This is a genomic window from Marinobacter sp. UBA2688 (genome assembly GCF_002352785.1).
In the GTDB taxonomy this organism is placed as follows: Bacteria; Pseudomonadota; Gammaproteobacteria; order Pseudomonadales; family Oleiphilaceae; genus Marinobacter; species Marinobacter salarius.
Genome location: NZ_DELU01000008.1, coordinates 22,589 through 45,392, shown reverse-complemented (window position 1 = coordinate 45,392; position 22,804 = coordinate 22,589). Strand labels below are relative to the sequence as shown.

General features: G+C 57.5%; 17 protein-coding genes. 4 read left to right on the top strand and 13 right to left on the bottom strand.

What is annotated here, in order from left to right; translation table 11 throughout:
* Window positions 1–127: 127 nt before the first annotated feature.
* The 3 genes from malG to malE form a co-directional block, all read right to left on the bottom strand.
* Window positions 128–1,018, bottom strand: a complete 891-nt coding sequence (gene malG, locus B3M52_RS03805; RefSeq protein WP_041335489.1) for a maltose ABC transporter permease MalG — start codon at window positions 1,016–1,018, stop codon at window positions 128–130.
* A gap of 10 nt (window positions 1,019–1,028) precedes the next feature.
* Window positions 1,029–2,522, bottom strand: a complete 1,494-nt coding sequence (gene malF, locus B3M52_RS03800) for a maltose ABC transporter permease MalF (RefSeq protein ID WP_083637251.1) — start codon at window positions 2,520–2,522, stop codon at window positions 1,029–1,031.
* Window positions 2,523–2,688: 166 nt separating this feature from the next.
* Window positions 2,689–3,888 (bottom strand): maltose/maltodextrin ABC transporter substrate-binding protein MalE, encoded by a 1,200-nt coding sequence (gene malE / locus B3M52_RS03795; protein WP_075196266.1) that lies wholly within the window; start codon window positions 3,886–3,888, stop codon window positions 2,689–2,691.
* A gap of 262 nt (window positions 3,889–4,150) precedes the next feature.
* On the opposite strand from malE, the gene B3M52_RS03790 reads away from it, so the two are divergent.
* The 3 genes from B3M52_RS03790 (at window position 4,151) to B3M52_RS03780 (ending at window position 8,281) form a co-directional block, all read left to right on the top strand.
* Complete coding sequence (locus B3M52_RS03790; RefSeq protein ID WP_075196267.1) at window positions 4,151–5,974, top strand: alpha-amylase; 1,824 nt, start codon at window positions 4,151–4,153, stop codon at window positions 5,972–5,974.
* Window positions 5,975–5,976: 2 nt separating this feature from the next.
* Window positions 5,977–6,864 (top strand): aldo/keto reductase, encoded by an 888-nt coding sequence (locus B3M52_RS03785; RefSeq protein WP_036205151.1) that lies wholly within the window; start codon window positions 5,977–5,979, stop codon window positions 6,862–6,864.
* 166 nt (window positions 6,865–7,030) lie between these two features.
* A complete protein-coding gene (locus B3M52_RS03780; protein WP_075196268.1) occupies window positions 7,031–8,281 on the top strand; it encodes a substrate-binding protein in 1,251 nt (416 codons plus the stop codon).
* On the opposite strand, the gene tpiA is transcribed toward B3M52_RS03780, so the two are convergent.
* From tpiA to B3M52_RS03735, 9 genes are all read right to left on the bottom strand, one after another.
* Entirely contained in the window at window positions 8,278–9,066 is a 789-nt protein-coding gene (tpiA, locus tag B3M52_RS03775; protein ID WP_075196269.1) for a triose-phosphate isomerase, read from the bottom strand. The two genes, B3M52_RS03780 and tpiA, sit on opposite strands and share 4 nt — an antisense overlap.
* 33 nt (window positions 9,067–9,099) lie before the next feature.
* On the bottom strand, window positions 9,100–10,401 hold the full coding sequence (gene eno, locus B3M52_RS03770; RefSeq protein ID WP_075196294.1) for a phosphopyruvate hydratase: 1,302 nt from the start codon (window positions 10,399–10,401) through the stop codon (window positions 9,100–9,102).
* Between the two features lie 172 nt (window positions 10,402–10,573).
* Window positions 10,574–12,580, bottom strand: coding sequence for a methyl-accepting chemotaxis protein (locus B3M52_RS03765; RefSeq protein WP_075196270.1), 2,007 nt, complete (start codon window positions 12,578–12,580; stop codon window positions 10,574–10,576).
* A 269-nt stretch (window positions 12,581–12,849) separates the two neighbouring features.
* The gene (locus B3M52_RS03760; protein ID WP_075196271.1) at window positions 12,850–14,598 is read right to left on the bottom strand and encodes an ABC transporter substrate-binding protein; all 1,749 of its coding nucleotides are present in this window, start codon (window positions 14,596–14,598) and stop codon (window positions 12,850–12,852) included.
* 243 nt (window positions 14,599–14,841) lie between these two features.
* Window positions 14,842–15,117: a DUF2160 domain-containing protein gene (locus B3M52_RS03755; protein ID WP_075196272.1), complete on the bottom strand. Its 276-nt coding sequence runs from the start codon at window positions 15,115–15,117 to the stop codon at window positions 14,842–14,844.
* A gap of 11 nt (window positions 15,118–15,128) precedes the next feature.
* Window positions 15,129–15,935 (bottom strand): carbohydrate ABC transporter permease, encoded by an 807-nt coding sequence (locus B3M52_RS03750; protein ID WP_075196273.1) that lies wholly within the window; start codon window positions 15,933–15,935, stop codon window positions 15,129–15,131.
* A gap of 10 nt (window positions 15,936–15,945) precedes the next feature.
* Window positions 15,946–16,812 (bottom strand): carbohydrate ABC transporter permease, encoded by an 867-nt coding sequence (locus B3M52_RS03745; protein ID WP_075196274.1) that lies wholly within the window; start codon window positions 16,810–16,812, stop codon window positions 15,946–15,948.
* Window positions 16,809–17,912 carry an ABC transporter ATP-binding protein gene (locus tag B3M52_RS03740; RefSeq protein ID WP_041335501.1) on the bottom strand — a complete coding sequence of 368 codons (1,104 nt, stop codon included), beginning with the start codon at window positions 17,910–17,912 and terminating at the stop codon, window positions 16,809–16,811. The genes B3M52_RS03745 and B3M52_RS03740 overlap by 4 nt, the downstream gene beginning before the upstream one ends.
* On the bottom strand, window positions 17,912–19,009 hold the full coding sequence (locus B3M52_RS03735; RefSeq protein ID WP_041335502.1) for an ABC transporter ATP-binding protein: 1,098 nt from the start codon (window positions 19,007–19,009) through the stop codon (window positions 17,912–17,914). Before B3M52_RS03735 ends, B3M52_RS03740 begins: the two co-directional genes overlap by 1 nt.
* Window positions 19,010–19,347: 338 nt before the next feature.
* Between B3M52_RS03735 and B3M52_RS03730 the strand changes: the two genes are divergently transcribed.
* The gene (locus B3M52_RS03730; protein ID WP_075196275.1) at window positions 19,348–21,246 is read left to right on the top strand and encodes a sigma-54-dependent Fis family transcriptional regulator; all 1,899 of its coding nucleotides are present in this window, start codon (window positions 19,348–19,350) and stop codon (window positions 21,244–21,246) included.
* Here the strand turns inward: B3M52_RS03730 and glpK are convergent, their stop codons facing one another.
* Window positions 21,247–22,719, bottom strand: a complete 1,473-nt coding sequence (gene glpK, locus B3M52_RS03725) for a glycerol kinase GlpK (protein WP_036205131.1) — start codon at window positions 22,717–22,719, stop codon at window positions 21,247–21,249. It abuts the gene before it with no gap.
* Window positions 22,720–22,804: the final 85 nt, after the last annotated feature.

The window sequence follows — 22,804 nt, the reverse complement described above, 5'->3', positions numbered from 1 at the left end:
AGCAGGGGGGGGGGTATTAGCCTGACCGGGTCGCGAAGTGCGGAAAAGGAAGACGCATTTCTCGCGGAAGGGCCGCCCGGGATCCTCCGTGGCGGCGTAGGAGAACGTTCAATTCAGTCCAGCGGCATCAACCCTTGACGCCGCCGGCTGTCAGCCCACCAACAATCCATTTCTGGCAGTACAGGAAGATCAGCGTAATGGGCAGCCCGGAGAGCACAGCGGCAGCGGCAAAGTCGCCCCACAGGTAGTTCTGCTCGTACAGGTACTGTTGCGCGCCGACCGCCAGGGTCAGTTTGTCGGTGTCCACCAGCAGCACGGATGCCATCGGGTATTCCATGATGGTCATGATGAAGGCCAGGATGAACACCACCACCAGGATCGGTACCGACAACGGCAGCAGGATGTAGCGGAACGCCTGCCACGTGGTTGCCCCATCCACGATGGCGGCTTCTTCCAGGGAGCGGTCAATGGAATCGAAGTAGCCCTTGATGGTCCAGATATGCAAGGCCATACCGCCGAGCGAGGCCACGATCACAGCACCGTGGGTGTTCAGCCCCAACCAGCTCACATGGTTGCCTATCTGGTCAAACAGGGCATACAGCGCCACCAGAGACAGCACCGGCGGGAACATCTGGAAGATCAGCATCGACTTGAGCACAAAGCCTTTGCCTGCAAAACGCATGCGGGCGAAGGCGTAGGCACTGGTGGTCGAGAGAGCCAGGATCATCACCGAGGAGATCACTGCGATCTTGATGGAGTTCCACAGCCACAACAATACCGGGAACGGCGGCTGGGTGACCGTGCCGTCCTCCCCGGTGTAGGGAATGCCCAGCGCCAGGTACCAGTGTTCCAGCGAAGGGTTCTCCGGCAGCAGGCTGCCGGCTGCAAAGTTACCGCTGCGGAAGGAGATGGAGATCACCATCAGCAGCGGGAACAGGATGATCACGATAAAGCCCAGCATCCCGAGATGGGACGCCAGAACGCGATACTTGGTGGAGCGGGGTTGAACCATTGCCATGGGTAGCTCCTTACACTTTGACTTTGGACAGTTTCAGGTTGATCAGCGACAGGGCGCCAACCACCAGGAAGATGGCTGTGGCAATCGCAGCCGCCAGGCCAAAGTTCTGTCCGGAATCCTGGAACGCGATGCGGTAGGTGTAGCTCACCAACAGGTCTGTGGTGCCCGCAGGTGTGCTTGCGCCGATAATATCGGGCGCGCCACCGGTCAATAGCGCAATCAGGACGAAGTTATTGAAGTTGAACGCAAAGCTTGCGATCAACAGCGGCATCAATGGCTTGATGATCAGCGGCAGGGTGACATTGAACAGGTTGTTCACCGGCCCTGCCCCGTCCATCGCGGAGGCCTCGTAGAGATCCCTCGGTATCGCCTGCAGTAAGCCCATGCAGAGCAACATCATGTAGGGGTAGCCCAACCAGGTGTTAACGATCAGGATCATGGTTCGCGCCAGCGCCGGGTCACTGAACCAGTCAGGCCGCATTCCGAACAGGCCTTCCAGTACCAGATTGATCTCACCGAAGTTCTGGTTGAACAGGCCCTTGAACACCAGGATCGAGATAAACGCCGGTACCGCATAAGGCAGGATCAGCATGGTGCGGTAGAAGCCCTTTCCGCGAATCTGGTCCCACTGCAGGAGGTTCGCCAGCAACAGCCCGAGCGCCAGGGTGAACACCACGGTTGCCACGGCAAAGGACAGCGTCCATACGAAGATCTCAAAGAACGGCCCGCGAATGCTCGGGTCGGACACCACCTTCAGGTAGTTGTCCCAGCCGATGTTCACGGTCCACCCCGGCGACAGTGTCTGACCTTCCGCACTGCGGTAGAAGCCGGTGTCGTGGTCCGGAAAGTAGGTCACGTCCGTCTGGTTGTTGGTGATGCTGCCGTTGTCGTGCAACGTGAACTGGGCGTTGATGGCCGCAAAGGCACGCAGGCTGGCCATGCTCAGCTCGCGCCCGTCTTCGGTCAGCAGGTCCAGCTCCGACAGTTCCGATCGCAACTGGATAATGTCGCGAATGGCCAGCGGCTCGCCAGCCGGCTTATCCGAAGCGGGTAAGACCGGCGCGCTGGTGTCGGAACCGTCCAGCGCCAGCGGAGCCGAAACCAGGTTCTGGTGCTTACCCTCAAGGTAGATCACATAACCGGCATCGGTGTTGAAAAGCTCATAGTTATAGCGGACGGAATCGGACTGGTAGGTCCGGTCCATCAGGTTGTCCTTCACCTGCTCAAAACTCAGCAGGTTGCTGGCACTGTAGTTGGTAAAGCCAATACCAACCGTGTACATCAGCGGGAAAATAACAAACACCCCCATACCGGCTACTGCAGGGAAAATGTAGCGATGGGCGTAGAGTTTCTTGTTCACGAACACAAACACCGCTGATGCCGTCAGCACCAGGAACAGCATCGCGAACACGAACTCCTGCTGGGCATACAATGCCAGTATCAGGTAGAGCGCCATGCCTACCAATGCGGCCAGGGCACCCCACTTTAGAATCATTCGGGTCATTGGAAGTCTGCTTTCGGTTCCGGGGGAGGACAGGGTTTCCGTTATCATTGTAGTCAGCCCGTTTAAAGCCGTCGCCAACGTCTGGCGAGGGCAGGTTTACAACAACAGGTAAGCACGGCTGGGAGAACCATCGGCACGGCGGCCAACGGCACTCCCATCGGGGGCATTACCGGGTAATGCGCTGTGCTGCTGAGTTCAGGGCGTCCTCAACGGGCTGTCTTCCAGATGTGATGTTCTGCAGAGCCGGCCCCATGGAGGACCAGAAAGCGCCCATGGCAGGCACACTCGGCATGGGTTCACCCAACTGGGCGTTTTCAAACGTCGCCGCAATATTCGGGTTGGACGATAGCTCGTCCATGAACTCCTTGTTGGCCACGGCCCCCAGGGGAACATCATTGTTCACCATTTTCAGGCCTTTGACGGACAGCGCGTAGTTCTCAAGGAACTCTACCGCCAGGTCCTTATTGGGGCTGGCCGTATTCAGAGTCGCCGCCATCACGCCAACCATGGGTTTGCTGGGCTGACCATCGACGGTGGGCAACTTGGCAACGCCAAAGTCAATGCCGCTCTTCTCCAGGTTACCCCAGGCCCAGGGGCCGTTGATCATCATCGCGGTTTCGCCCTTGTTGAAGCTGGACTCCATGGCGCTGTAATCCGCACCACGAGGCATCACACCTTCTTCAATCAGGGTTGTGAGCATGTTGGCGCCCTTCATGGCACCTTCGTTGTTCACGCCAGTGTCCTTGACGTCATAGCTGCCGTCTTCGTTCTGGGCGAAAATATAGCCGCCGGCCGCGGCAATCATTGGCCAGGTGAAATAGGTGTTGTTGTAGTCCCAGAGGATGGCGCGCTTGCCATCTTCCGCCAGTTGTTTGTGAATGGCGGGAATGTCCTCGAAGGCGGTTGGCGGCTCGGGCACCAGATCCTTGTTATAGATCAGACCAATGGACTCGACGGCCATGGGGTAACCGTACATCTTGCCATCGACGGTCACAGCATCCCAGGTGAAATCGAAGTTCTCACCGATAACACGCTGTGACGGCTTGACCTCGGAAATGATGCCGCTTTGCGCCCATTCGCCGAAACGGTCATGGGCCCAGATAAAGATGTCCGGGCCATTGCCCGTGGCGGCGGATTGCTGGAACTTGTCAGTGGCGCTGTCTGGATGAGCCACTTCAACGGGGATGCCGGTTTCCTCGGTAAACCAGTCGCCTACTTCCTGCAGGCCGTCATAGCCCTTGTCGCCGTTGATCCAGACCAGGAGCTTGCCTTCCTCGATCTCGGCGTGAGCCGGTGCGGACATGCCAAAGGTTGCTGCAACAATGGAAGCTGCGAGTGAACTACGGATAAAAGTTCGACGATTCATCAGGTGTTTCCTCTGCTTGTTCCTGCCTTATTCTTGTTGTCCGCCCTGACACGAGGTTGGCCGGGCGGGCTGAACGCAAATCTTTTTATTGCGAGTAACCGAACTGTGTTGCAATTTGCTGTTGCTGGCATCAGCCCTGATTTCATTCCCTGAGGCGTAGAACGGGGGAGTAGTGAGGCGTAGTGAATTCCGTCTACCACCCTCCGTTCAGGTCTGGTTTGATTGCATAACCACAACAATAAATGGAACCGGAGCCCATTGCATGAGACAGACCCCGAAAAAAATCAGGTTTACCGCCAGCCTTGTGACGTGCCTCTCGCTTGCCGGCTGCGCCGGTGGCCAGTTCGAGACTGCCGCCCCACCCTCGGACAACCGCGCTGTTTCAACCGGCGGGATGTGCACCGCCACCCAGGCAGAGATGACCGTTACCGTCGGCAATGCCTTCAAAGACGGCGACTGGGTGCGAGACTACTACAGTGGCAACAAGGCACAGGTGACAAATGGCCAGGTCACCCTCACCCCGGCCCCGGACGCTGAAGGCCTGTTGCTGCTGGAAGCCGTGGACGCTCCGGAGCAGAGCTTCACCTGGGCGGGCGCGACTGTCTACTTTACCGTGACAGATCGCTTTGCCAATGGCCGCACCGACAACGACCTGAACTACGGCCGCAAGCCCGACGGCAAGGATGAAATCGGCACCTTCCACGGCGGGGATTTCGCCGGCCTGACACAGAAGCTGGACTACCTGAAGGATCTCGGCGTCAATGCTGTCTGGGTCACCCCACCCTTCGAGCAGATTCATGGCTGGGTTGGCGGTGGTGACCAGGGGGACTTCCAACACTATGGGTACCATGGCTATTACGCTCTGGACTTAACCCGCCCTGACGCCAACTTCGGCACCCGCGAGGAATTCCGCACCCTGGTGGAAGAAGCCCATGCCCGCGGCATCCGCGTGGTTATGGACGTGGTTATGAACCACCCGGGCTACGCCACCCTTCAGGATATGCAGACCTTCAACGTTGGCGGGCTGCGCGAAGGCTTCGAAAAGCACCTGCCCGAACAATGGGGCGACTGGCGACCGGAATCCTGGGAGAACTTCCACGCCTACCATGCGTTGATCGACTACGATCATCCGGGCTGGGCCAACTGGTGGGGCAAGGACTGGGTTCGCGCCGGCATCGGCGACTACGACACGCCGCCCAAAGCCTCCATCGATCCGGTACGGGGCTCCCTCGCCTTCCTGCCGGATTTCAAGACGGAATCCGATAAAGCGGTGGACCTGCCCATTTTCCTGCAGAACAAGGAAAACACCCGCGCCACACAGCTTGAAGACGCCACCGTCCGGGATTATCTGGTCACCTGGCTGACCGATTGGGTGCGCGAGTTCGGTGTTGATGGTTTCCGGGTGGACACCGCCAAGCACGTGGAGCCGGAAGCCTGGAAACAACTGAAAACCAAAGCTCAGGATGCACTGGACACCTATCGCGCCAATAATCCCGGCCAGCCGTTACCAGCGGAGGAATTCTGGATGGTCGCGGAGGTATTCCCCCATACCGTGACCCGAAGCAGCTACTTTGATGCCGGATTCGACGCCGTCATCAACTTTGACCTGCAGGAGGAAGCCCAGGCCGGTGCAGCTTGCCTGCCCGCCATGGAGCCCATCTACAGCGAGTATTCCGACAAGATGCACGGCGACAAACCCTTCAACGTCATGAGCTATATCTCATCCCACGACACCCAGCTGTTCAGCCGCATTGCCGACAACAAACCGGCGTTGCAGAAGCGGGTCGCCGCCGCCTTGCTGTTTACACCAGGCACCAGTCAGATATTCTACGGAGACGAATCCGGCCGCGCTTTCGGGCCCACGGGATCTGATGGCCACCAGGGCACCCGTTCGGACATGAACTGGGCCGACATCGAAAATGGCACGGCACAGCCGGTCCTGTCCCACTGGACAAAGCTGGGCCAGTTCCGGGCACGTCACCCGGCAATTGGTGCCGGGGAACACAAACAACTCAGTACCAAACCCTACGTCTTTTCAAGAACCCACGGCGACGACCGGGTGGTGATCGCCTTCGGCAAGGAGTAATCGTGCAAAACACCCAAACAGCAGGATTCACACCGGAAACACCCCTGATTCTGGGAATGATGCGGCTCCATGACCATCCCAGCCTCACGCAACCCGCCCGGCTTGCAGACTGGATTGCCGCGCGACTGGATGACGGCCTGAACGTGTTCGATCATGCCGACATCTACGGTGGTGGCGAGTGTGAGCGGCTGTTCGGGGATGCATTACGGGCTCACCCGGCCCTGGCCCAAAACCTGCAGGTGATCACCAAGACCGGCATCGTACCGGCCGACCGGGACACCTCGCAGTGGCGGGTAAAACACTACCGGGCCGAAGCAGATTATGTGGAAAACGCGATCAACAAGGCCATCGCCTCACTGGCGGTAGAACAGATTGACACCTTTCTGATTCACCGTCCTGACCCGTTGATGCAGGCCGAGGACGTCGCGCGGGTGCTGGAAGCGGCGGTGTCCGCGGGTAAGATTCGCCAGATCGGCGTCTCCAACTTCCTGCCCGAGCAATGGCGATGGCTGGCCCGGAACACCGAGCTACCGCTGGTGTGCAATCAAAGCCAGTTATCCCTGCTCCACACCGATCCGTTGTTCGATGGCACCCTTGAAGCTCATCTTGCGGATGGACTGCGCTGGTTGGCGTGGTCTCCGCTGGGTGGTGGTGGCCTGGCGGACCGCATCCCGGCAGAGCTGATGGGAGAGGCTCGGGAAGAAACCGGTCTGGATGACACCGGCCTGGCTATCGCCTGGTTACGACAGATTCCCGGCACGCCTATACCCGTGCTGGGCTCCATGAACCCCGAGCGCATTCACTCAGCGCTCAATGGCGCTCGAAGCCCTATGCCACGGGCCCTTTGGTACCGGCTACTGGAATCGGTTCGCAATACCGCGGTTGCCTGACCCGGATGTGCGTTGTGACGTCCGTCAACGCCTGACAAATCGTTACACAACTTCCACCTTAGTCCGATTGTTGCTTTTGCAGACAGCCGCGACACTGGTCCTGATCCACAACAACAATATCAGGGCCTGCGTTACCGGCCCGGCGCGACCAAGGAGGCCTGTGCCAATGCTCTGCAAGAAGCTGCTTCTCTCTTTGTTACTGACCCTGCTGGCGGCGGCTCCCGTTGCAGCGGAAACCCTGAAAATCGGGCTTAACTACCCCCAGACCGGCCGCTACAAGGACCAGGGCCTGCAACAACGCCTGGGCGCTTTCCTGGCGGTTGACGAAATCAACAAGGCCGGCGGCATCATGGGTCGCGAAGTGGAACTGGTGATACGCAACACCTCCGGCGAACCAGACAAGGGCGCCAAAAACACCGCTGAGCTGATCGACCGCGAAGGGGTGCAAATGGTATTCGGTGGCGTTTCCAGCGCAGTAGCCATTGCCTCCGGCAGAGCAGCAAGGGACCGAAACCGTATCTACTTCGGAACCCTGACCTACTCCAACGCCACCACCGGCGCCGCCGGCCACAGTCACATGTTTCGCGAACCCTATAATGCCTGGATGACGGCGAAGGTACTGAGCCAATACCTCAATACCCAGCATGCCGGCGACGAATACTTTTACATCACGGCAGACTACACCTGGGGCTGGTCGGTGGAGAAATCGGTCCGGAAATTCACCAATACCGAAAACACCGACGCTCATAAGGGCGTGAAGACACCCTTTCCCCGCGCGTTGATTACGGATTTTCGCCAGGCTCTGGAACAGGCGGAACAAAGTGGCGCGAAGGTCCTGATGATGGTGTTGTTTGGCGACGACATGGTGCGTGCGCTGAACGTCGCCTACGAAATGGGTTTGACGAAGAAAATGCAGGTGGTGGTACCCAACCTCACGCTCGGCATGGCCCGCCAGGTGGGCCCGACCATTATGGAAGGTGTCGTTGGCGGTTCGCCCTGGGTGTGGAGCGTTCCCTACCAGTACAACTACGCCCGCGGTAAGGAATTCGTAGAGGCCTTCTCGAGCCGCTACGAGATGCGCCCCTCCACTGCGGCAGCCTCTGCCTACAGCATCGTCTACCAGTACAAGGATGCCGTGGAAAGAACCGGCACCACGGACACACGCGAGCTTATTCGAGCCCTGGAAGGCCACCGGTACACTTTCCTGAAGGACGAGCAGTACTGGCGCGACTTCGACCACCAGAACATCCAGACGGTCTACGTTGTGAGGGTAAAGCCCCGCAACCAGATCATGGAAGACGAGTACTCGGCTGACTACTTCGAGATCATCGACTCCATGCCCGGCGATGAGGCCGCCCAGACCCGGCAGGAATGGGAAGCCAGACGCAAGGAAGCCGGACAGCCGCTCAACCTCTAGGTGAGCGTCGATGTCACTGGGTTAACCGTGTTTGCCAGCGCCGCGCCAATGTTTGAAAACTCGTCAGCCTGCAGGGACGCCCCGCCGATCAGGCCGCCATCCACTTCAGGTGACGAGAACAGAGCCGCCGCGTTGGCCGCTTTCACACTGCCACCATAAACAATGCGCACGGACTGCCCTGCGCCTGTCTCACAGTTCTCCAGAAACTGGCGGATAGCCCGGTGGGTGTCCGCCACCTGCTCCGGGGTAGCGGTCCTGCCGGTGCCAATGGCCCAGACCGGTTCATAGGCAACGATGCTGCCAGCCAGGCCGGACATGCCGCATTGGTCAATCACCGTCTGCAGCTGTCGCTGAACGATCTTCATCGTCCACCCCTGCTCCCGCTCTTCCAACGTTTCGCCAACACATATCACCGGTATCAGCCCCGCGGAGAGCACCTGCTGAAACCGGGCAACAACATCATCGTCGGACTCGTGGTAAAGCGCGCGTCGCTCCGAATGCCCGACCAATACGTAACGGCACCCCATTTCATGCAACATGGTGGCGCTTACTTCCCCGGTGTGTGCACCGGACGGCGCACGGCTGGCATTCTGCGCCCCGAGTGCGATGCCGGTGTACCCGAGCAGGTCCCGAACCTGGAACAGATAGGGAAACGGCGGGCAAATGGCCATATCAATGGTTTTGCGAAAGGGGCGGAGCTTTGCCAGCATCCGCACAAGCAACGCCTGGTTGGAGTGCAGGCTGCCGTTCATTTTCCAGTTCGCAATCAGAATGGGTTTTCTCATGGTTTGTCTCCTGTGATTCCTCGTATCGACGTGTCAGGTATCCAGGGCACAGCGAATGGCTCCAACACCGGGATAGAAAGCGTGGGCGCCAAGGTCCTGCTCGATACGAAGCAACCGGTTGTACTTGGCAACACGGTCAGAGCGGCAGAGGGAACCGGTCTTGATCTGACCTGCTCTGGTTGCCACTGCCAGATCGGCAATAAACGTATCCTCGGTTTCACCACTGCGATGGGATATAACCGCGGTGTAGCCAGCATCCTGTGCCGTTCCAATGGCTTCAAAGGTTTCCGTGAGGGTGCCTATCTGGTTGAACTTGATCAAAACCGAATTGGCGATGTCCTTCCGCACGCCATCCGCGATCAGTGACGCATTGGTCACGAACAGGTCATCCCCTACCAGTTGCACCCGCTCCCCCAGCTTTTCGGTCAGCAGCTTCCAGCCATCCCAGTCGTCCTCATCCATACCGTCCTCGATGGACGCGATGGGGTACTGCATCGCCAGCGACAGCAGATAATCCGCAAAGCCGGCGGAGTCAAAGCTTGCTCCGGCTCCGGACAACTCGTAGCGGCCATCGCGGTAGAACTCGGACGCGGCACAGTCCAGAGCCAGCACGATATCCGTGCCCGGCCGATAACCCGCCCTGACGACGGCTTCCAGGACAAGATCCAACGCCTCTTCGCTGGAGCGCAGATCCGGCGCGAAACCGCCTTCGTCACCAATGGCGGTGGAAAGGCCTTTCTCGGTCAGCAGTGATTTCAGTGCATGGAAGGTTTCAACACCCATTCGCAATGCCTCGCTATAGCTGGGCGCTCCGACCGGCTGGATCATGAATTCCTGAAGATCAACGGTATTGTCTGCATGGGCACCGCCGTTGATGATATTCATCATGGGTACCGGCAACACACACGGACCGGAGCAACCATAGAGTTCTGCCAGATAGCGGTACAGCGGTTGCTGTCGAAAGTTGGCGGCGGCATCGGCAACCGCCAGGGACACGGCGAGAATGCCGTTTGCACCAAAACCGGACTTGTTATCGGTGCCGTCCAGGTGGCGCATCAGCCGATCAATCACCAACTGGTCAAACACCACCCGGTTTTCAATCGCTGGTGCGATGTGGCGGTTAACCGCTTCGACAGCCCCCAGCACACCCTTGCCATTGTACCGATCAGGATCACCGTCCCTTTTTTCCAGGGCCTCCCTGGAGCCGGTGGAGGCGCCCGACGGCGCGCGACCGCGTCCGACCACGCCGTTTCCCAACTCAACATCCACTTCCACTGTGGGAAAACCGCGGGAATCCAGAATTTCCCGGGCGAATACGGACTGAATACGCTCCATAATCATTAACCTACTTGCTCGTGTTGTTTTTGTTTCCGCACACATAGGTGCACTATCGAACAGCTCACTCGATTGTAATATTCGTTTACGAACATTCACAAGCGAAAAAGAACACAATTCCATATGATTTTGTTATATGGAAAACCCCAATAGGAACTTCAAACGGGTTCGACTACACCCGGAATCGCCCGATCAACGCTTCGATATCACTCATTGATGCCTTGAGCTGGTCGCTGGTCGCTACCAGTTGTTCGATCTCCGCCAGGTTTTCCGATGACGACCCGCTGATTTCGGTAACATTGCGCGACACCGAACGGCTGACGTCTTCCTGCTCGTCCATGCCGGTACGAACATGTTCCGCGCTATTGCGGATCTGGTCGACGGCCTCTCGAATGGTTTCAACGCCTTTGGAGGCATCGGTGATCAGGGACTTGACCGATTCCAGGCGCTGGAAGCTGTCTTCCATCGACCTCACGGCTTCGGCCGCATCCCCCTGGAGACGGTTGACGAGGCCACGAATGGTGTCCGTGCTACTGGTAGTTTTCTGGGCAAGCTGTCTGACTTCGTCGGCCACCACCGCAAAACCACGGCCAAACTCTCCAGCCCTGGCGGACTCAATGGCGGCGTTGAGCGCCAGCAGGTTGGTCTGGTTGGCGATTTCATCGATGGATTCGGTGATGCGCCCGATGTCGTGGGACGCACTCTCCAGCTTTTTCAGCTTGCCGGAGGTCTGCTGTATCTGCTCTTCCAGTTCATTCACACACTCCATGTTGGCGTTGGCGGTCTCTTTGCTTTCATCAACCCGACTGTTCACCGACTCCACCAGTTGGTGGGTGTCCCTGACGGATTCCGCCACGTTATGGCAGGACGCTTCCATCTCCGTCATGGCGGTCGCTATCGAATTGAGGTCATCGGCCTGCCCCCTAATACGCTGGCTCAGGTCGTGGGAAAAATCCGCGTTGGACGCCGCCACACCGGTAATTTCACCGCCGGCTTTCTGCAGGCTGCCCAACACCTCCCGCATGGCCGCTGCGAGCTTATTGGCCGACTCTTTCAGTTCAATAAACTCGCCGTTGGCGCGGAATGTCAGTTCGCGGCTATAGTCGCCCCCAGCCATCGCCGAGAGGTGATTGACGGTGGCACGCAGAGGAATACTGATCAACCGCCCCAACCACACCGAGATCACAACGGCAATAAACAGAATTAGCGGTACCAGGTAATACACCAGCTGTTCCGAGAAACGCGCCGTGGCATCCAGGTTGTCGACGGTCTGTACAGCGGCCTCTCCGGCCGCCGCGACCATCCGGTCAATATGGCTGTTGAGGTTATCAAGCCCGGCCTCTATGTCCGCGACGGTGCTGTTCACCGCCAGCAGGTTGCTGCGGTAATCGTAATACTGGCTGACTATGCCGGCCTCACTGTTGACCGACTCAAAGAAATCGCTTGCGATAGGCGCAAGCGACTCCAGCGACGCAATCTCGCCAATGATGGCCTCAATATCCTGCTCAACCGTCACGGTGTTGAATCGCAGGTTTTCCACCACGGCTTTGAGCCGTTCGGCATCGTCGGTGCTGACCAATTGCATAATTAGCAGTTCAATATTGGACAGGTTCCCCATAACCGTCATGAGCAGGTCTTTCAGATAAATGTCAGACCCTGCGGGCGCTGATGCTTCACGAAGCAACAACTGTTTCATTTCCGAGGCTTTGGCAAGAAAGTCGGATAAATCACGGTTCACTGACTCAGATACCCGGATAACCTCCGCCTGGTGTTCGCTAAGCCTGGCCGCTTGTTTTTGCAGCGCGCCAAGGGCCTCCCGGTACTGCTGCGCGGGTTCCTCGAATCCAGTAAGCAAGCGGATTTCGCCGGCTTCGGCAGCGAGTGACGTCACCTGCTTATCCAGCGCGGTCATTTTCTCTATCAGCCTTCCATAGCGGGATTCCAGTTCCTGGTTGTCCCTCACCCTGGCGAGCGAGATGACCGCCATGCCACTGCCCCCTGTCGTTGCCTCGACAGCCTGGACAGCACGCTGAAACGGGAAGATTCTCTCCTTTACCGCAGACGTACCCTCGGAAATGGATGTCATCATACTGCCGTTGAACAGCCCCCAGCCTGCGATGATCACACAAAGCAAACCGAAGCCCAGGTATAGACGATGGATAACTGAAATTTTTCTCATGCCCTATCAACCCCTGCTGCCAGCCCTGGACAGGTCCGGAATTTGGAAAGGAAAGATCAGGTGCAAAAAGGTGGAAAAAGGGCCGGCAGGGTCAACCCGCTAAACACGGGGGAACGCCTGAAATGCTAATAGGGGGGGAATGAAAGCAACCGGCCAAGACCCACCGACCTGACGGTGTTAGGTCTGCCGCTGCCCCAGGAAACCCGGGACAACGGCAGGGCACTACAGGTAAGTGATTTACTGAGGGACTACTCGAGCCGTCTCAGAAATCAGCTCTCGCGAGCCTCTTCCCAGGTTTTCAGCAACTCCTGGTAAGGAACGGTCTTGCCCATGGGCTTCTCGTTCGAAAGCTTGGCTTTCGGTGCACCGGGCTGGTTCAGCCAGTACTGAGGATCACGGGGCTCGTTCAGCTTCGGGCCACAGGTTTCCTGAACATTGGCACGCTCAAGACGCTCCATGATGCGGTCCTGTGCTTCAGCCAGGCCGTCCAGTGCTTTCTGGGGTGTTGCCTCACCGCTTGCAGCCTGGGCGATATACTGCCACCACACCTGAGCCAGCTTCGGATAGTCAGGCACGTTGGTACCGGTCGGTGACCACTGCACACGGGCCGGGCTGCGGTAGAACTCCACCAGACCGCCAAGCTGCGGTGCCATTTCAGTCATCTGTTCAGAGTTGATATCAGACTCGCGAATCGGTGTCAGGCCAGCCATGGTTTTTTCCAGGGACACGGTCTTGGAAACCGTGAACTGGGCGTACAGCCATGCGGCGAGACGACGCTTCTGCGGCGTGGACTTCATGAAGGTCCAGGAACCCATGTCCTGATAACCAAGCTTCATGCCCTCTTCCCAGTAGGGTCCACGGGGAGAGGGAGCCATGCGCCATTTCGGGGTGCCGTCTTCGTTTACCACGGGCAGGCCGTCTTTGATCATGCTGGCGGTAAACGCGGTGTACCAGAAAATCTGCTGGGCAATCGCACCCTGGGCCGGTACCGGACCGGCCTCGTAAAAGGTCATGCCCTGAGCTTCAGGCGGCGCGTACTTCTCCAGCCAGTCAACATACTTGGTGGTCGCGTAGACGGCTGCTGGACCGTTGGTGGCACCGCCACGGCTTACGCTGGAACCAACCGGGTGACACTCATCCACGCGAATGCCCCACTCGTCGACAGGCAGACCGTTAGGCAGGCCCTTGTCGCCGGCACCGGCCATGGAGAACCAGGCGTCAGTGAAGCGCCATCCCAGTGACGGGTCTTTCTTGCCGTAGTCCATGTGACCATAGACACGCTTACCATCAATTTCCTTCACGTGTACCGAGAAGAATTCAGCAATGTCTTCGTAGGCAGACCAGTTGACCGGCACACCCAGCTCATAGCCGTAGATATCCTTGAACTGCTTCTTCAGATCCGCGCGTTCGAACCAGTCAGCACGGAACCAGTAAAGGTTGGCGAACTGCTGATCGGGAAGCTGGTAAAGCTTGCCATCCGGGGCGGTGGCAAAATCAAGGCCGATAAAATCGTCCAGGTCGAGTGTCGGCAGGGTCAGATCCTTGCCTTCGCCGTTCATGATGTCCTCGACGGGCATTGCTTTGCCGTAGCGGAAGTGGGTACCGATCAGATCAGAGTCGTTGACCCAGCCATCGTAGATGTTCCGGCCCGACTGCATCTGGGTCTGCAGCTTTTCGATCACATCCCCTTCCTGAATCAGGGTATGGGTCAGGTTGATGCCGGTGATCTCGCTGAAGGCCTTGGCGAGCACACTGGATTCGTACTCATGAACGGCGATGGTTTCGGAAACCACGTTGATATCCATGCCACGGAACTGCTTGGCGGCCTGGATGAACCACTCCATCTCTTTCATCTGCTCTTCTTTGGTGAGAGTAGAGTCGTCAAATTTCTCGTTGACCCACTTCCTGGCGGCGTCAGAATACTGATCTGCACTTGCCTGGAAGCTGAGACCCAACCCGACCGAGCCAATCGCGGCGCTCAGCAGGAGGGTTTTCGGATATTTATTGTTCTTGAACATATCCAACCTCGTTCGTCTTGTTTTGGTTTGTTCGAAACGCGACATCAATACTGACTGCGCTCCAGTTTTCACTGCATAGCGTTCTAGTCGCTATCCTTTCGATCGGCTCCGAATCATAATGTTCGAATCCGATCATTTAACTGAAAATAGTTCGTTAAAGAATTTTTTACAACCGTTTTCAATAATAATTCAGAAGATTTTTTTTCGGCCTTCCCTGGCAAACGAAAATCCTAATGTGTTGGCTCACCCCCAGCGCAGCAGCACCAGAAGCCATATCACGGACACCACCAGCGCTGCCCAGAGAGTGATATCGCTGACGGCCAGAAAAGCCAGATGAATATAGGCGGCGGACAGCAGTCCGATAAACAACCGGTCCCCGCGTGTTGTCGATATGGGCAGAAAGCCCTTTCTTTCGGTACAGGGCGAAACCACCTCATAAACCGTCATAAACGCCAGAATGCAGGCGATCACGGCAAAGAAAATAGCAACGCTTGGTGTCCAGTTCATCCACGCAATCATGATAGATCTCCTTATACCCGGCCCAGTGCAAAACCTTTGGCGATGTGGTTACGAACAAACCAGACCACCAGCACGCCTGGAATAATGGTCAGCACACCCGCGGCGGAGAGCACGCCCCAGTCTATACCGCTGGCCCCCGCCGTTCGGGTCATGATGGCTGCTATCGGCTGCGCGTCCACCGACGTCAGCGTCCTCGCCAGCAGTAGCTCCACCCACGAGAACATGAAGGCAAAGAACGCGGCCACACCGATCCCCGAGCGGATCATCGGCAGAAAAATCTTCACGAAAAATTTCGGGAAACTGTAACCATCAATATAGGCCATCTCGTCGTATTCGCGGGGAACACCGGACATAAAGCCTTCCAGTATCCAGACCGCCAGTGGTACGTTGAACAGGCAATGGGCCAGTGCCACCGCAATGTGCGTGTCGAACAGGCCGATAGACGAGTACAGCTGAAAGAATGGCAGCAGGAACACCGCCGGTGGCGCCATGCGGTTACTCAGCAGCCAGAAAAACAGGTGCTTGTCGCCGACGAACTTGTAGCGGCTGAACGCATAAGCCGCCGGCAGTGCGACCAACAATGTGATGGTCATGTTCATCGACACGTAGATCATCGAGTTGATGTAACCCGAGTACCAGCTGGCGTCGGTGAAGATCACCGCATAGTTGTGCAGCGTAAACTGCTGGGGCCAGAGCGTCAGCCCGCCCAGAATTTCCTGGTTGGTCTTGAACGACATGTTCAGCAGCCAGTAGATCGGGGTCAGCAGGAGCACGATAAACAGTGTCATCCCGAAGCCCTTTGAACGTGAATAGGTCATCACTCTCTCCTTATTTTTCTTTGTCGAGGTGAGTTATGGCGGTAAAGAACAACCAGGACACCAGCAGCACGATCAGGAAGTAGATCAGTGAGAATGCCGCCGCACGACCGATATCGAACTGGCCTATGGCCATGGTGGTCAGTGTCTGACTGAGGAAGGTGGTTGAGCTGCCCGGGCCGCCACCTGTCAGCACGAATGGTTCGGTATAGATCATGAAGCTGTCCATGAACCGCAATAGCACGGCGATCACCAGCACGCTTCTCAGGCGCGGCAGCTGGATGTAGCGGAACACCGCCCATTTGGACGCGCGGTCAATCTCAGCGGCCTGATAGAAAGCCTCGGGTATGGCGCGCAAACCCGAATAGCACAACAGGGCCACCAGGGGCGTCCAGTGCCAGACATCCATCAACAGTACCGTCAGCCAGGCGTCTACCGTGCTGCCCGTATAGTTGTAGTCAACACCCAGGGAATTGAGCCCCCAGCCGAACAGGCCGATGTCTCCCCGACCGAAGATCTGCCAGATGGTACCCACCACGTTCCAGGGAATCAGTAGCGGAATCGCCAGCAGGATCAGACACAGCGAGGCCTTGATACCGGATTTCGGCATCATCAGCGCCACCCCGATACCCAGCGGTATCTGGATCGCAAGCACGGCGCCGGAGAACAGAAACTGCCTCAGTAGCGAATCTCGCAGGCGCTCGTCGGCCAGAATTTCCTCGAACCACTCGGTACCCACGTAGTAGGCATTACCCGGCCCGAATATGTCCTGAACCGAATAGTTCACGACGGTCATCAACGGTATCAGCGCAGAAAACGCCACCAGAATGAACACTGGCAGAACGAGCCACCAGGCACGATTATTGGGAACCTTATTCATTGGTCCTTCTCCTCTACCAGAAACTCGTCCACGTAAAGCTTCAGCCACTTTTCCGGAAAGCTGAGCTGAACCTGGCCGCCAACTGCAAAGTGCTGGTCTTCCGTCAGCCGAACCTTCAACGTTTCGAAATCCAGCTTGACTGTCATGACCTTGTAAGTGCCGAGGTCCTCGACATCCAACACCTCGGCTTCAAACGTATCGTCCGCCGGCATATCGGACGCCTGGATAAACTCCGGGCGAATACCGATCTTGAGATTGTTGGACTGCAGGCGCTGCAACAGCTCGACGTGTTGAACACTCAGCGGGACAACCGTGCTGCCGAAGCAGACCCCGCGTGGGCAACGCTGAACCTCAATCAGATTCATGCCGGGGCTACCGATGAAATACCCCACAAATGTGTGGTTGGGCTGTTCGAAGAGCTCCGTTGGGGTGCCAAACTGAACAATCTGACCGCCGTACATCACCGCGATTTTGTCGGCGAAAGTGGACGCCTCGAGCTGGTCGTGGGTGACGTACACCATGGTGATATCGAACTGTTCGTGAATCTGCTTGAGCTTGCGGCGCAGCTTCCACTTGAGCTGGGGATCGATAACCGTCAGCGGTTCATCGAACAGGATGGCGGACACATCGCCCCGAACCAGGCCTCTACCCATGGAAACCTTCTGCTTCTGGTCCGCGGACAGGTTCTTGGCCTTTTTCTGCAGCTCGCTCTCAATCTCCAGGATCTCCGCGATCTCATGCACCTTGGCCTTGATCTGGGACGACGGCACGCCGGTGTTCTTGAGCGGAAATGCCAGGTTCTGGTACACCGTCATCGAGTCATAGATCACGGGGAACTGGAAAACCTGGGCAATGTTCCGGTCCCTCGGGGACAGCTCGTTCACCCGCTTGCCATCGAACAGTACGTCGCCCTCGGAGGGCTGGAGCAAACCCGAAATGATGTTCAGCATCGTACTCTTGCCGCAGCCGGACGGACCGAGCAATGCATACGCCCCCCCCTTCTCCCAGACATGGTCCAGTTGACGGATCGCGTAGTCATCGGGCCCGGCAGGAGTGTCGCTGTAACTGTGAGCCAGGGACTTCAAATGAATTTCAGCCATCAGACCGACCCTCCTGTGACGACCTGGGCCGGTGTGTGCACCAGGCTTTCGTCTTTATCGAATACGAACAGTTTGTTGATGGGCAGGTAGATCTTGATGGGCGAACCCGTGTGGTACTGGTGTACGCCCATCAACTGCATCACCATCTCGAAGTACCGATTGCGCACGTGCATGAAGGTTTCGGAGCCACTGATTTCACTGAGCTCAACCTCCATCGACATCTCGAGATCATCCTCATTGTTGGGGACCAGTCCGATGTGACTCGGGCGGATACCAAACCAGTAATCGCCGGGTTCGAGCCGTGCGAGTTCCTGGGTCAACGCATGATGGGAGTATTCGTCGAAGGTCACTTCCGTGTCGGTGACCCGGCCCTTGATCATATTCATGGGCGGCTCACTGAACAGTTGTGCCGCCAGGGTGTTCACTGGGTTACGGTAAACGTCCATCACCGGGCCGCTCTGAACGATCCGTCCCTCGTTCAGGAGCGTGGTGACACCTCCCAACGCCAGAGCCTCGTTGGCTTCGGTGGTGGCGTATACGGCAATGCATTGGCGTTCGCGGAACAGTTCCCGCAACTCAGCGCGCAACTCTTCCCGCAGTTTGTAGTCGAGGTTCACCAGCGGTTCGTCAAACAGGATCAGGGTCGCGTCCTTGACCAGGGCCCTGGCCATCGCCGTGCGCTGCTGTTGCCCCCCGGAAAGCTCCAGCGGATACCGCTTCAGCAAGGGGTCAATCTGCAGCATGTTCGCGGTTTCCTTAACCCGTCGGTCAATCTCACTCTCCTTCATCTTGGCCAGACGCAGGGGCGAGGCGATGTTTTCGTACACCGTGAGGTTGGGATAGTTGATGAACTGCTGATAGATCATTGAGACATTGCGTTGTTGAACGCTTTGCCCGGTGACATCGTTGCCGTTGTAGATGAGGCGGCCGTCATCGGGCTTGTCCAGCCCGGCCATCAGCCGCATCAACGAGGTTTTGCCGGCCAATGTACGCCCGAGCAGAACGTTGAACGAACCTGCCTCAAACGTGATGTTCGCGTCGCGGATGTAATCGACTCCATCCACGACACGGGAGAGGTTCTCCAGCGTTAAGGACATAGGCTTTCCTTTGTTGTTCTTGTGGCACGTTATCCGCCGTCACCGCAGGCGACCGGCGAAAATTCGATTTCGAATACATAAAGGCAATGAGCATACCAATGTAGGTGAAAACCACGAGCAAATACGTAGACCATTGTTTTTATTGCCATTAAATTTCTGGAAAATTTCTTTATTGAAAACAAAAATGTTCGCTATCAAACTTTTTGTTCAGTTTGAACATTGACCTGAACAACCAATGAGCACATTATTGAACATCGTAGCGAACAGATTCGCGGCCTCGGGCCACCCTGGCGGGGTGCGAAAAAACAAAACGAACTTCAGGAACGCGGAGGATTCGCGTGAAAAGGCAACAAGAGAGGGCGGAATACCGATCCATCATCGCGGATTCCTGGAACCGCTGTATTGGTTACGGGCTTCACCATGACTACGAACCCGAACCCGCGAACCTCGACGACCGTGCCCGGGAAACGCTGGAAAAAGACTACGAAGCGTTACTCAGCACAACAGAGACGGAAGTACTTCCCTACTACAACAACATCATGTCCAACAGCCGCTGCCTGATCCTGCTGGCCGACTCCCATGCCCAGGTCCTGAAGGGCTGGGGCGACAAACGCATTACCGAAAGCCATCTGCGGCCATGGTTCAGCGCAGGCGCCAGCTGGCACGAACGCTACGCTGGCACCAACGCCATCGGCACGTCCATCGCCACCCGCTCGCCCGTCCAGGTCCAGCGAAACGAACACTTTCTCAAACTCAACCGGAGCATCATCAGTTCTGCGGCGCCGATATTCGATACCGACAGAACCCTGGTGGGGGTTCTCAGTGCCTTCAGTGATGCCTACCTACCGCAGGCGCATACGCTGGGGATGGTTCGTCTTCTTTCGCAATCGGTTGAAAACCGTCTGATCGTCAGGCAGTTGGGGGGCAATCATTTTATCCTCACCCTCAACACCACGGCGGACAATATCGACAGCCCCTGGTCGGGACTGATCGCGTTTGACCCCAGCGGCCGCATAGTTGCCTCCAATCAGCGGGCAGATCAACTACTCGGCGAGCCTTTGTCAGGGCGCAACCTGAACTCGCTGTTCATTGAAAACCGGAACCTGATACTGAATCACTCCCACAACACCCCCATACAGCTCACGACCACGAAACGAGTGCGGCTGTCAGGACTGTTGAAGCGGCCGGTCTCGCTCGATACCGCCACCACAAAACCCGCGCGCGCAATACCCCGTGCCAGGCCCACGGAGCCAGGCATGGCTGGCGTTTCCATGGACGATATTGAACATGGGGATCCACTGGTCCGGCGCTGTGCCGACCAGGCGAGGAAGGTTCTGGAGAGAGGCGTTCCGATACTGATTTGTGGTGAAACCGGTGTGGGCAAGGAAGTGATGGTCAAAGCCCTGCATGGAACCAGCCAACGATGCGCGCAGCCTCTGGTCTCCGTTAACTGTGCGGCGATCCCACCGGAGCTTGTCGAATCCGAACTGTTTGGCTACGAGGCCGGCGCATTCACCGGCGCCCGCGCCCAGGGTTCTCTGGGCCTGATACGCAAGGCCGACAAGGGCATTCTGTTCCTGGACGAAATCGGAGAAATGCCCCTGGCCGCCCAATCCCGGCTATTGCGCGTTCTGCAGGAACGGGAAGTGACACCGGTGGGCTCCACGGAACGCATTCCCGTGGACATACTGCTGGTGTCTGCGACCAACCGCCCGCTCGCAGATCGAATCGACAATGGTGAGTTCAGAGCGGACCTCTACTACCGCATCAATGGCCTCAGCCTTGAGCTTCCAGCACTCAGGGATCGAATGGACCGGCGCGAGCTGATCCGCAGAATCTATCTGGAGCATCGTGACAGCGGCCAATCGGACACTCTGAACAATGAGGTAATGGCGGCGCTTGAGAATCACCCCTGGCCCGGCAATATTCGCCAGCTGGTGAACATCGTCCGCGTCGCCGTGGCCATTGCCGACGGCGACGACGTGCAACTCTGGCACCTGCCGGAGGATTTCCTGGCGGATTATGAGAGTCAAACCAGGCCCGAGCGCAAACCGGTATTCGATGCATCGCCCTACAGAGAATCGCCCCAGGCGAATGACAACTCCCGGAATGACACCATGGATCAGACACTGGTGGTCTACCGACAGTGCATGGGCAACGTGTCCCGTGCAGCCAGGGAACTGGCTGTCAGCCGCAACACCCTGTACAAGCGACTTCGGGATCTGGGTGTAAGGTAGTCATAGCTTGCGAATGGCTTTAAGCCAGCCGTCGTAGAGCTTGTCACGTTGGGCTTTAGTCATCGTTGCCTCAAAACTGCGGTCGCATCGCCACATACTGCTCAGATCCTCCAGGCTTTTGTAGACACCCGCCTGCAGGCCAGCCAGATAGGCCGCGCCCAGCGCGGTGGTCTCCACCAATGCAGGCCGATCGACCCGCGCCCCGAGGATATCCGCCAGGAACTGCAGTACCCAGTTGTTGGCCACCATGCCACCGTCCACACGCAGGGTAATGGGCCTTATGCCATCCTTCTCCATCGCCTTCTGCAGATCCTTGGTCTGATAGCAAACCGATTGCAGGCCAGCGGTCACGATTTCCTTGATCCCGGTATCACGGGTCAGCCCGAAAATCGCCCCACGGGCGTTGGGGTCCCAGTACGGTGCGCCCAGGCCCGTAAACGCTGGCACCAGATAGACCCCGTGGTCCACCGGCGTGCCTTCCGCCAGGGGTTCGGTCTCACAGGCGTCCCGAATCAGCTGCAATCCGTCTCGCAGCCACTGGATAGCCGCACCGGCGATAAAGATACTCCCCTCCAGCGCGTAGGCAGGCTTTCCGTTGAGGCGATAGGCTACCGTTGTGAGCAGGCGGTGCTCTGACGTCAGAGCCTTGTCGCCGGTGTTCAGCATCAGGAAACAGCCGGTACCGTAGGTGCTTTTCGCCATTCCGGTTTCAAAGCACGTCTGGCCGAACAGGGCCGCCTGCTGGTCCCCCGCCATACCCATGACGGACGTACCACCCAGCCGATCGTTACCGACGATCTGGCCGAAGTCCGCTGCCGAATCCATCACCTGCGGCAACAACGAGGCAGGAATGCCGAACAGGTCAAGTAGCTCCGGGTCCCAATCCTGATCGTGAATGTTGAACAACAGGGTGCGACTGGCATTGGTCGCATCGGTCCTGTGCTCCCTGCCGCCGGTCAGTCGCCAAAGAAGAAAACTGTCGATCGTGCCGAACGCCAATTCTCCGCGTTCCGCCCGTTGCTGGGCGCCCGGTACGTTGTCCAGTATCCAGCGAATTTTCGTCGCCGAAAAATAGGGGTCAATCAACAGCCCTGTCTTGTTGTTCACTGAAGGTTCAAGGCTTTGCTTCTTGAGCGATTCACACCAGTCCGCGGTTCGCCTGTCCTGCCAGACGATCGCCGGGTAGATGGCCTCGCCCGTTGCGCGGTCCCACAACACCGTGGTTTCACGCTGGTTCGTTATGCCAACTGCGACAACCTCATCGTTGTCACCACACCCCTTGGCCATCACGTCATCGCAGGTTTCCTGGACAGTACGCCAGATGTCTTCCGGCTCATGCTCGACCCAGCCGCTCGCGGGAAAATGCTGAGGGAACTCCTGCTGGCTCGTCGCGTGGATGTTGCCATCCAGGGTGAAAAGGATGGCGCGGGAACTGGTTGTCCCCTGGTCGATCGACAGAATGTACTGAGTCATAGTTGTTTTGCCTCGGGCCAGTGTTCTTATTTTTTCGTATTTTTACTTTTTTGAAAACAAAAGCCAACCCTTTTTGCGGACGAAA

Excerpts from the sequence above, each read along its gene's own strand:
- malG (WP_041335489.1), bottom strand. The coding sequence starts at position 1,018 with ATGGCAATGGTTCAACCCCGCTCCACCAAGTATCGCGTTCTGGCGTCC.
- malF (WP_083637251.1), bottom strand. The coding sequence starts at position 2,522 with ATGACCCGAATGATTCTAAAGTGGGGTGCCCTGGCCGCATTGGTAGGC.
- malE (WP_075196266.1), bottom strand. The coding sequence starts at position 3,888 with ATGAATCGTCGAACTTTTATCCGTAGTTCACTCGCAGCTTCCATTGTT.
- B3M52_RS03790 (WP_075196267.1), top strand. The coding sequence starts at position 4,151 with ATGAGACAGACCCCGAAAAAAATCAGGTTTACCGCCAGCCTTGTGACG.
- B3M52_RS03780 (WP_075196268.1), top strand. The coding sequence starts at position 7,031 with ATGCTCTGCAAGAAGCTGCTTCTCTCTTTGTTACTGACCCTGCTGGCG.
- tpiA (WP_075196269.1), bottom strand. The coding sequence starts at position 9,066 with ATGAGAAAACCCATTCTGATTGCGAACTGGAAAATGAACGGCAGCCTG.
- eno (WP_075196294.1), bottom strand. The coding sequence starts at position 10,401 with ATGGAGCGTATTCAGTCCGTATTCGCCCGGGAAATTCTGGATTCCCGC.
- B3M52_RS03765 (WP_075196270.1), bottom strand. The coding sequence starts at position 12,580 with ATGAGAAAAATTTCAGTTATCCATCGTCTATACCTGGGCTTCGGTTTG.
- B3M52_RS03760 (WP_075196271.1), bottom strand. The coding sequence starts at position 14,598 with ATGTTCAAGAACAATAAATATCCGAAAACCCTCCTGCTGAGCGCCGCG.
- B3M52_RS03755 (WP_075196272.1), bottom strand. The coding sequence starts at position 15,117 with ATGATTGCGTGGATGAACTGGACACCAAGCGTTGCTATTTTCTTTGCC.
- B3M52_RS03750 (WP_075196273.1), bottom strand. The coding sequence starts at position 15,935 with ATGACCTATTCACGTTCAAAGGGCTTCGGGATGACACTGTTTATCGTG.
- B3M52_RS03745 (WP_075196274.1), bottom strand. The coding sequence starts at position 16,812 with ATGAATAAGGTTCCCAATAATCGTGCCTGGTGGCTCGTTCTGCCAGTG.
- B3M52_RS03740 (WP_041335501.1), bottom strand. The coding sequence starts at position 17,912 with ATGGCTGAAATTCATTTGAAGTCCCTGGCTCACAGTTACAGCGACACT.
- B3M52_RS03735 (WP_041335502.1), bottom strand. The coding sequence starts at position 19,009 with ATGTCCTTAACGCTGGAGAACCTCTCCCGTGTCGTGGATGGAGTCGAT.
- glpK (WP_036205131.1), bottom strand. The coding sequence starts at position 22,719 with ATGACTCAGTACATTCTGTCGATCGACCAGGGGACAACCAGTTCCCGC.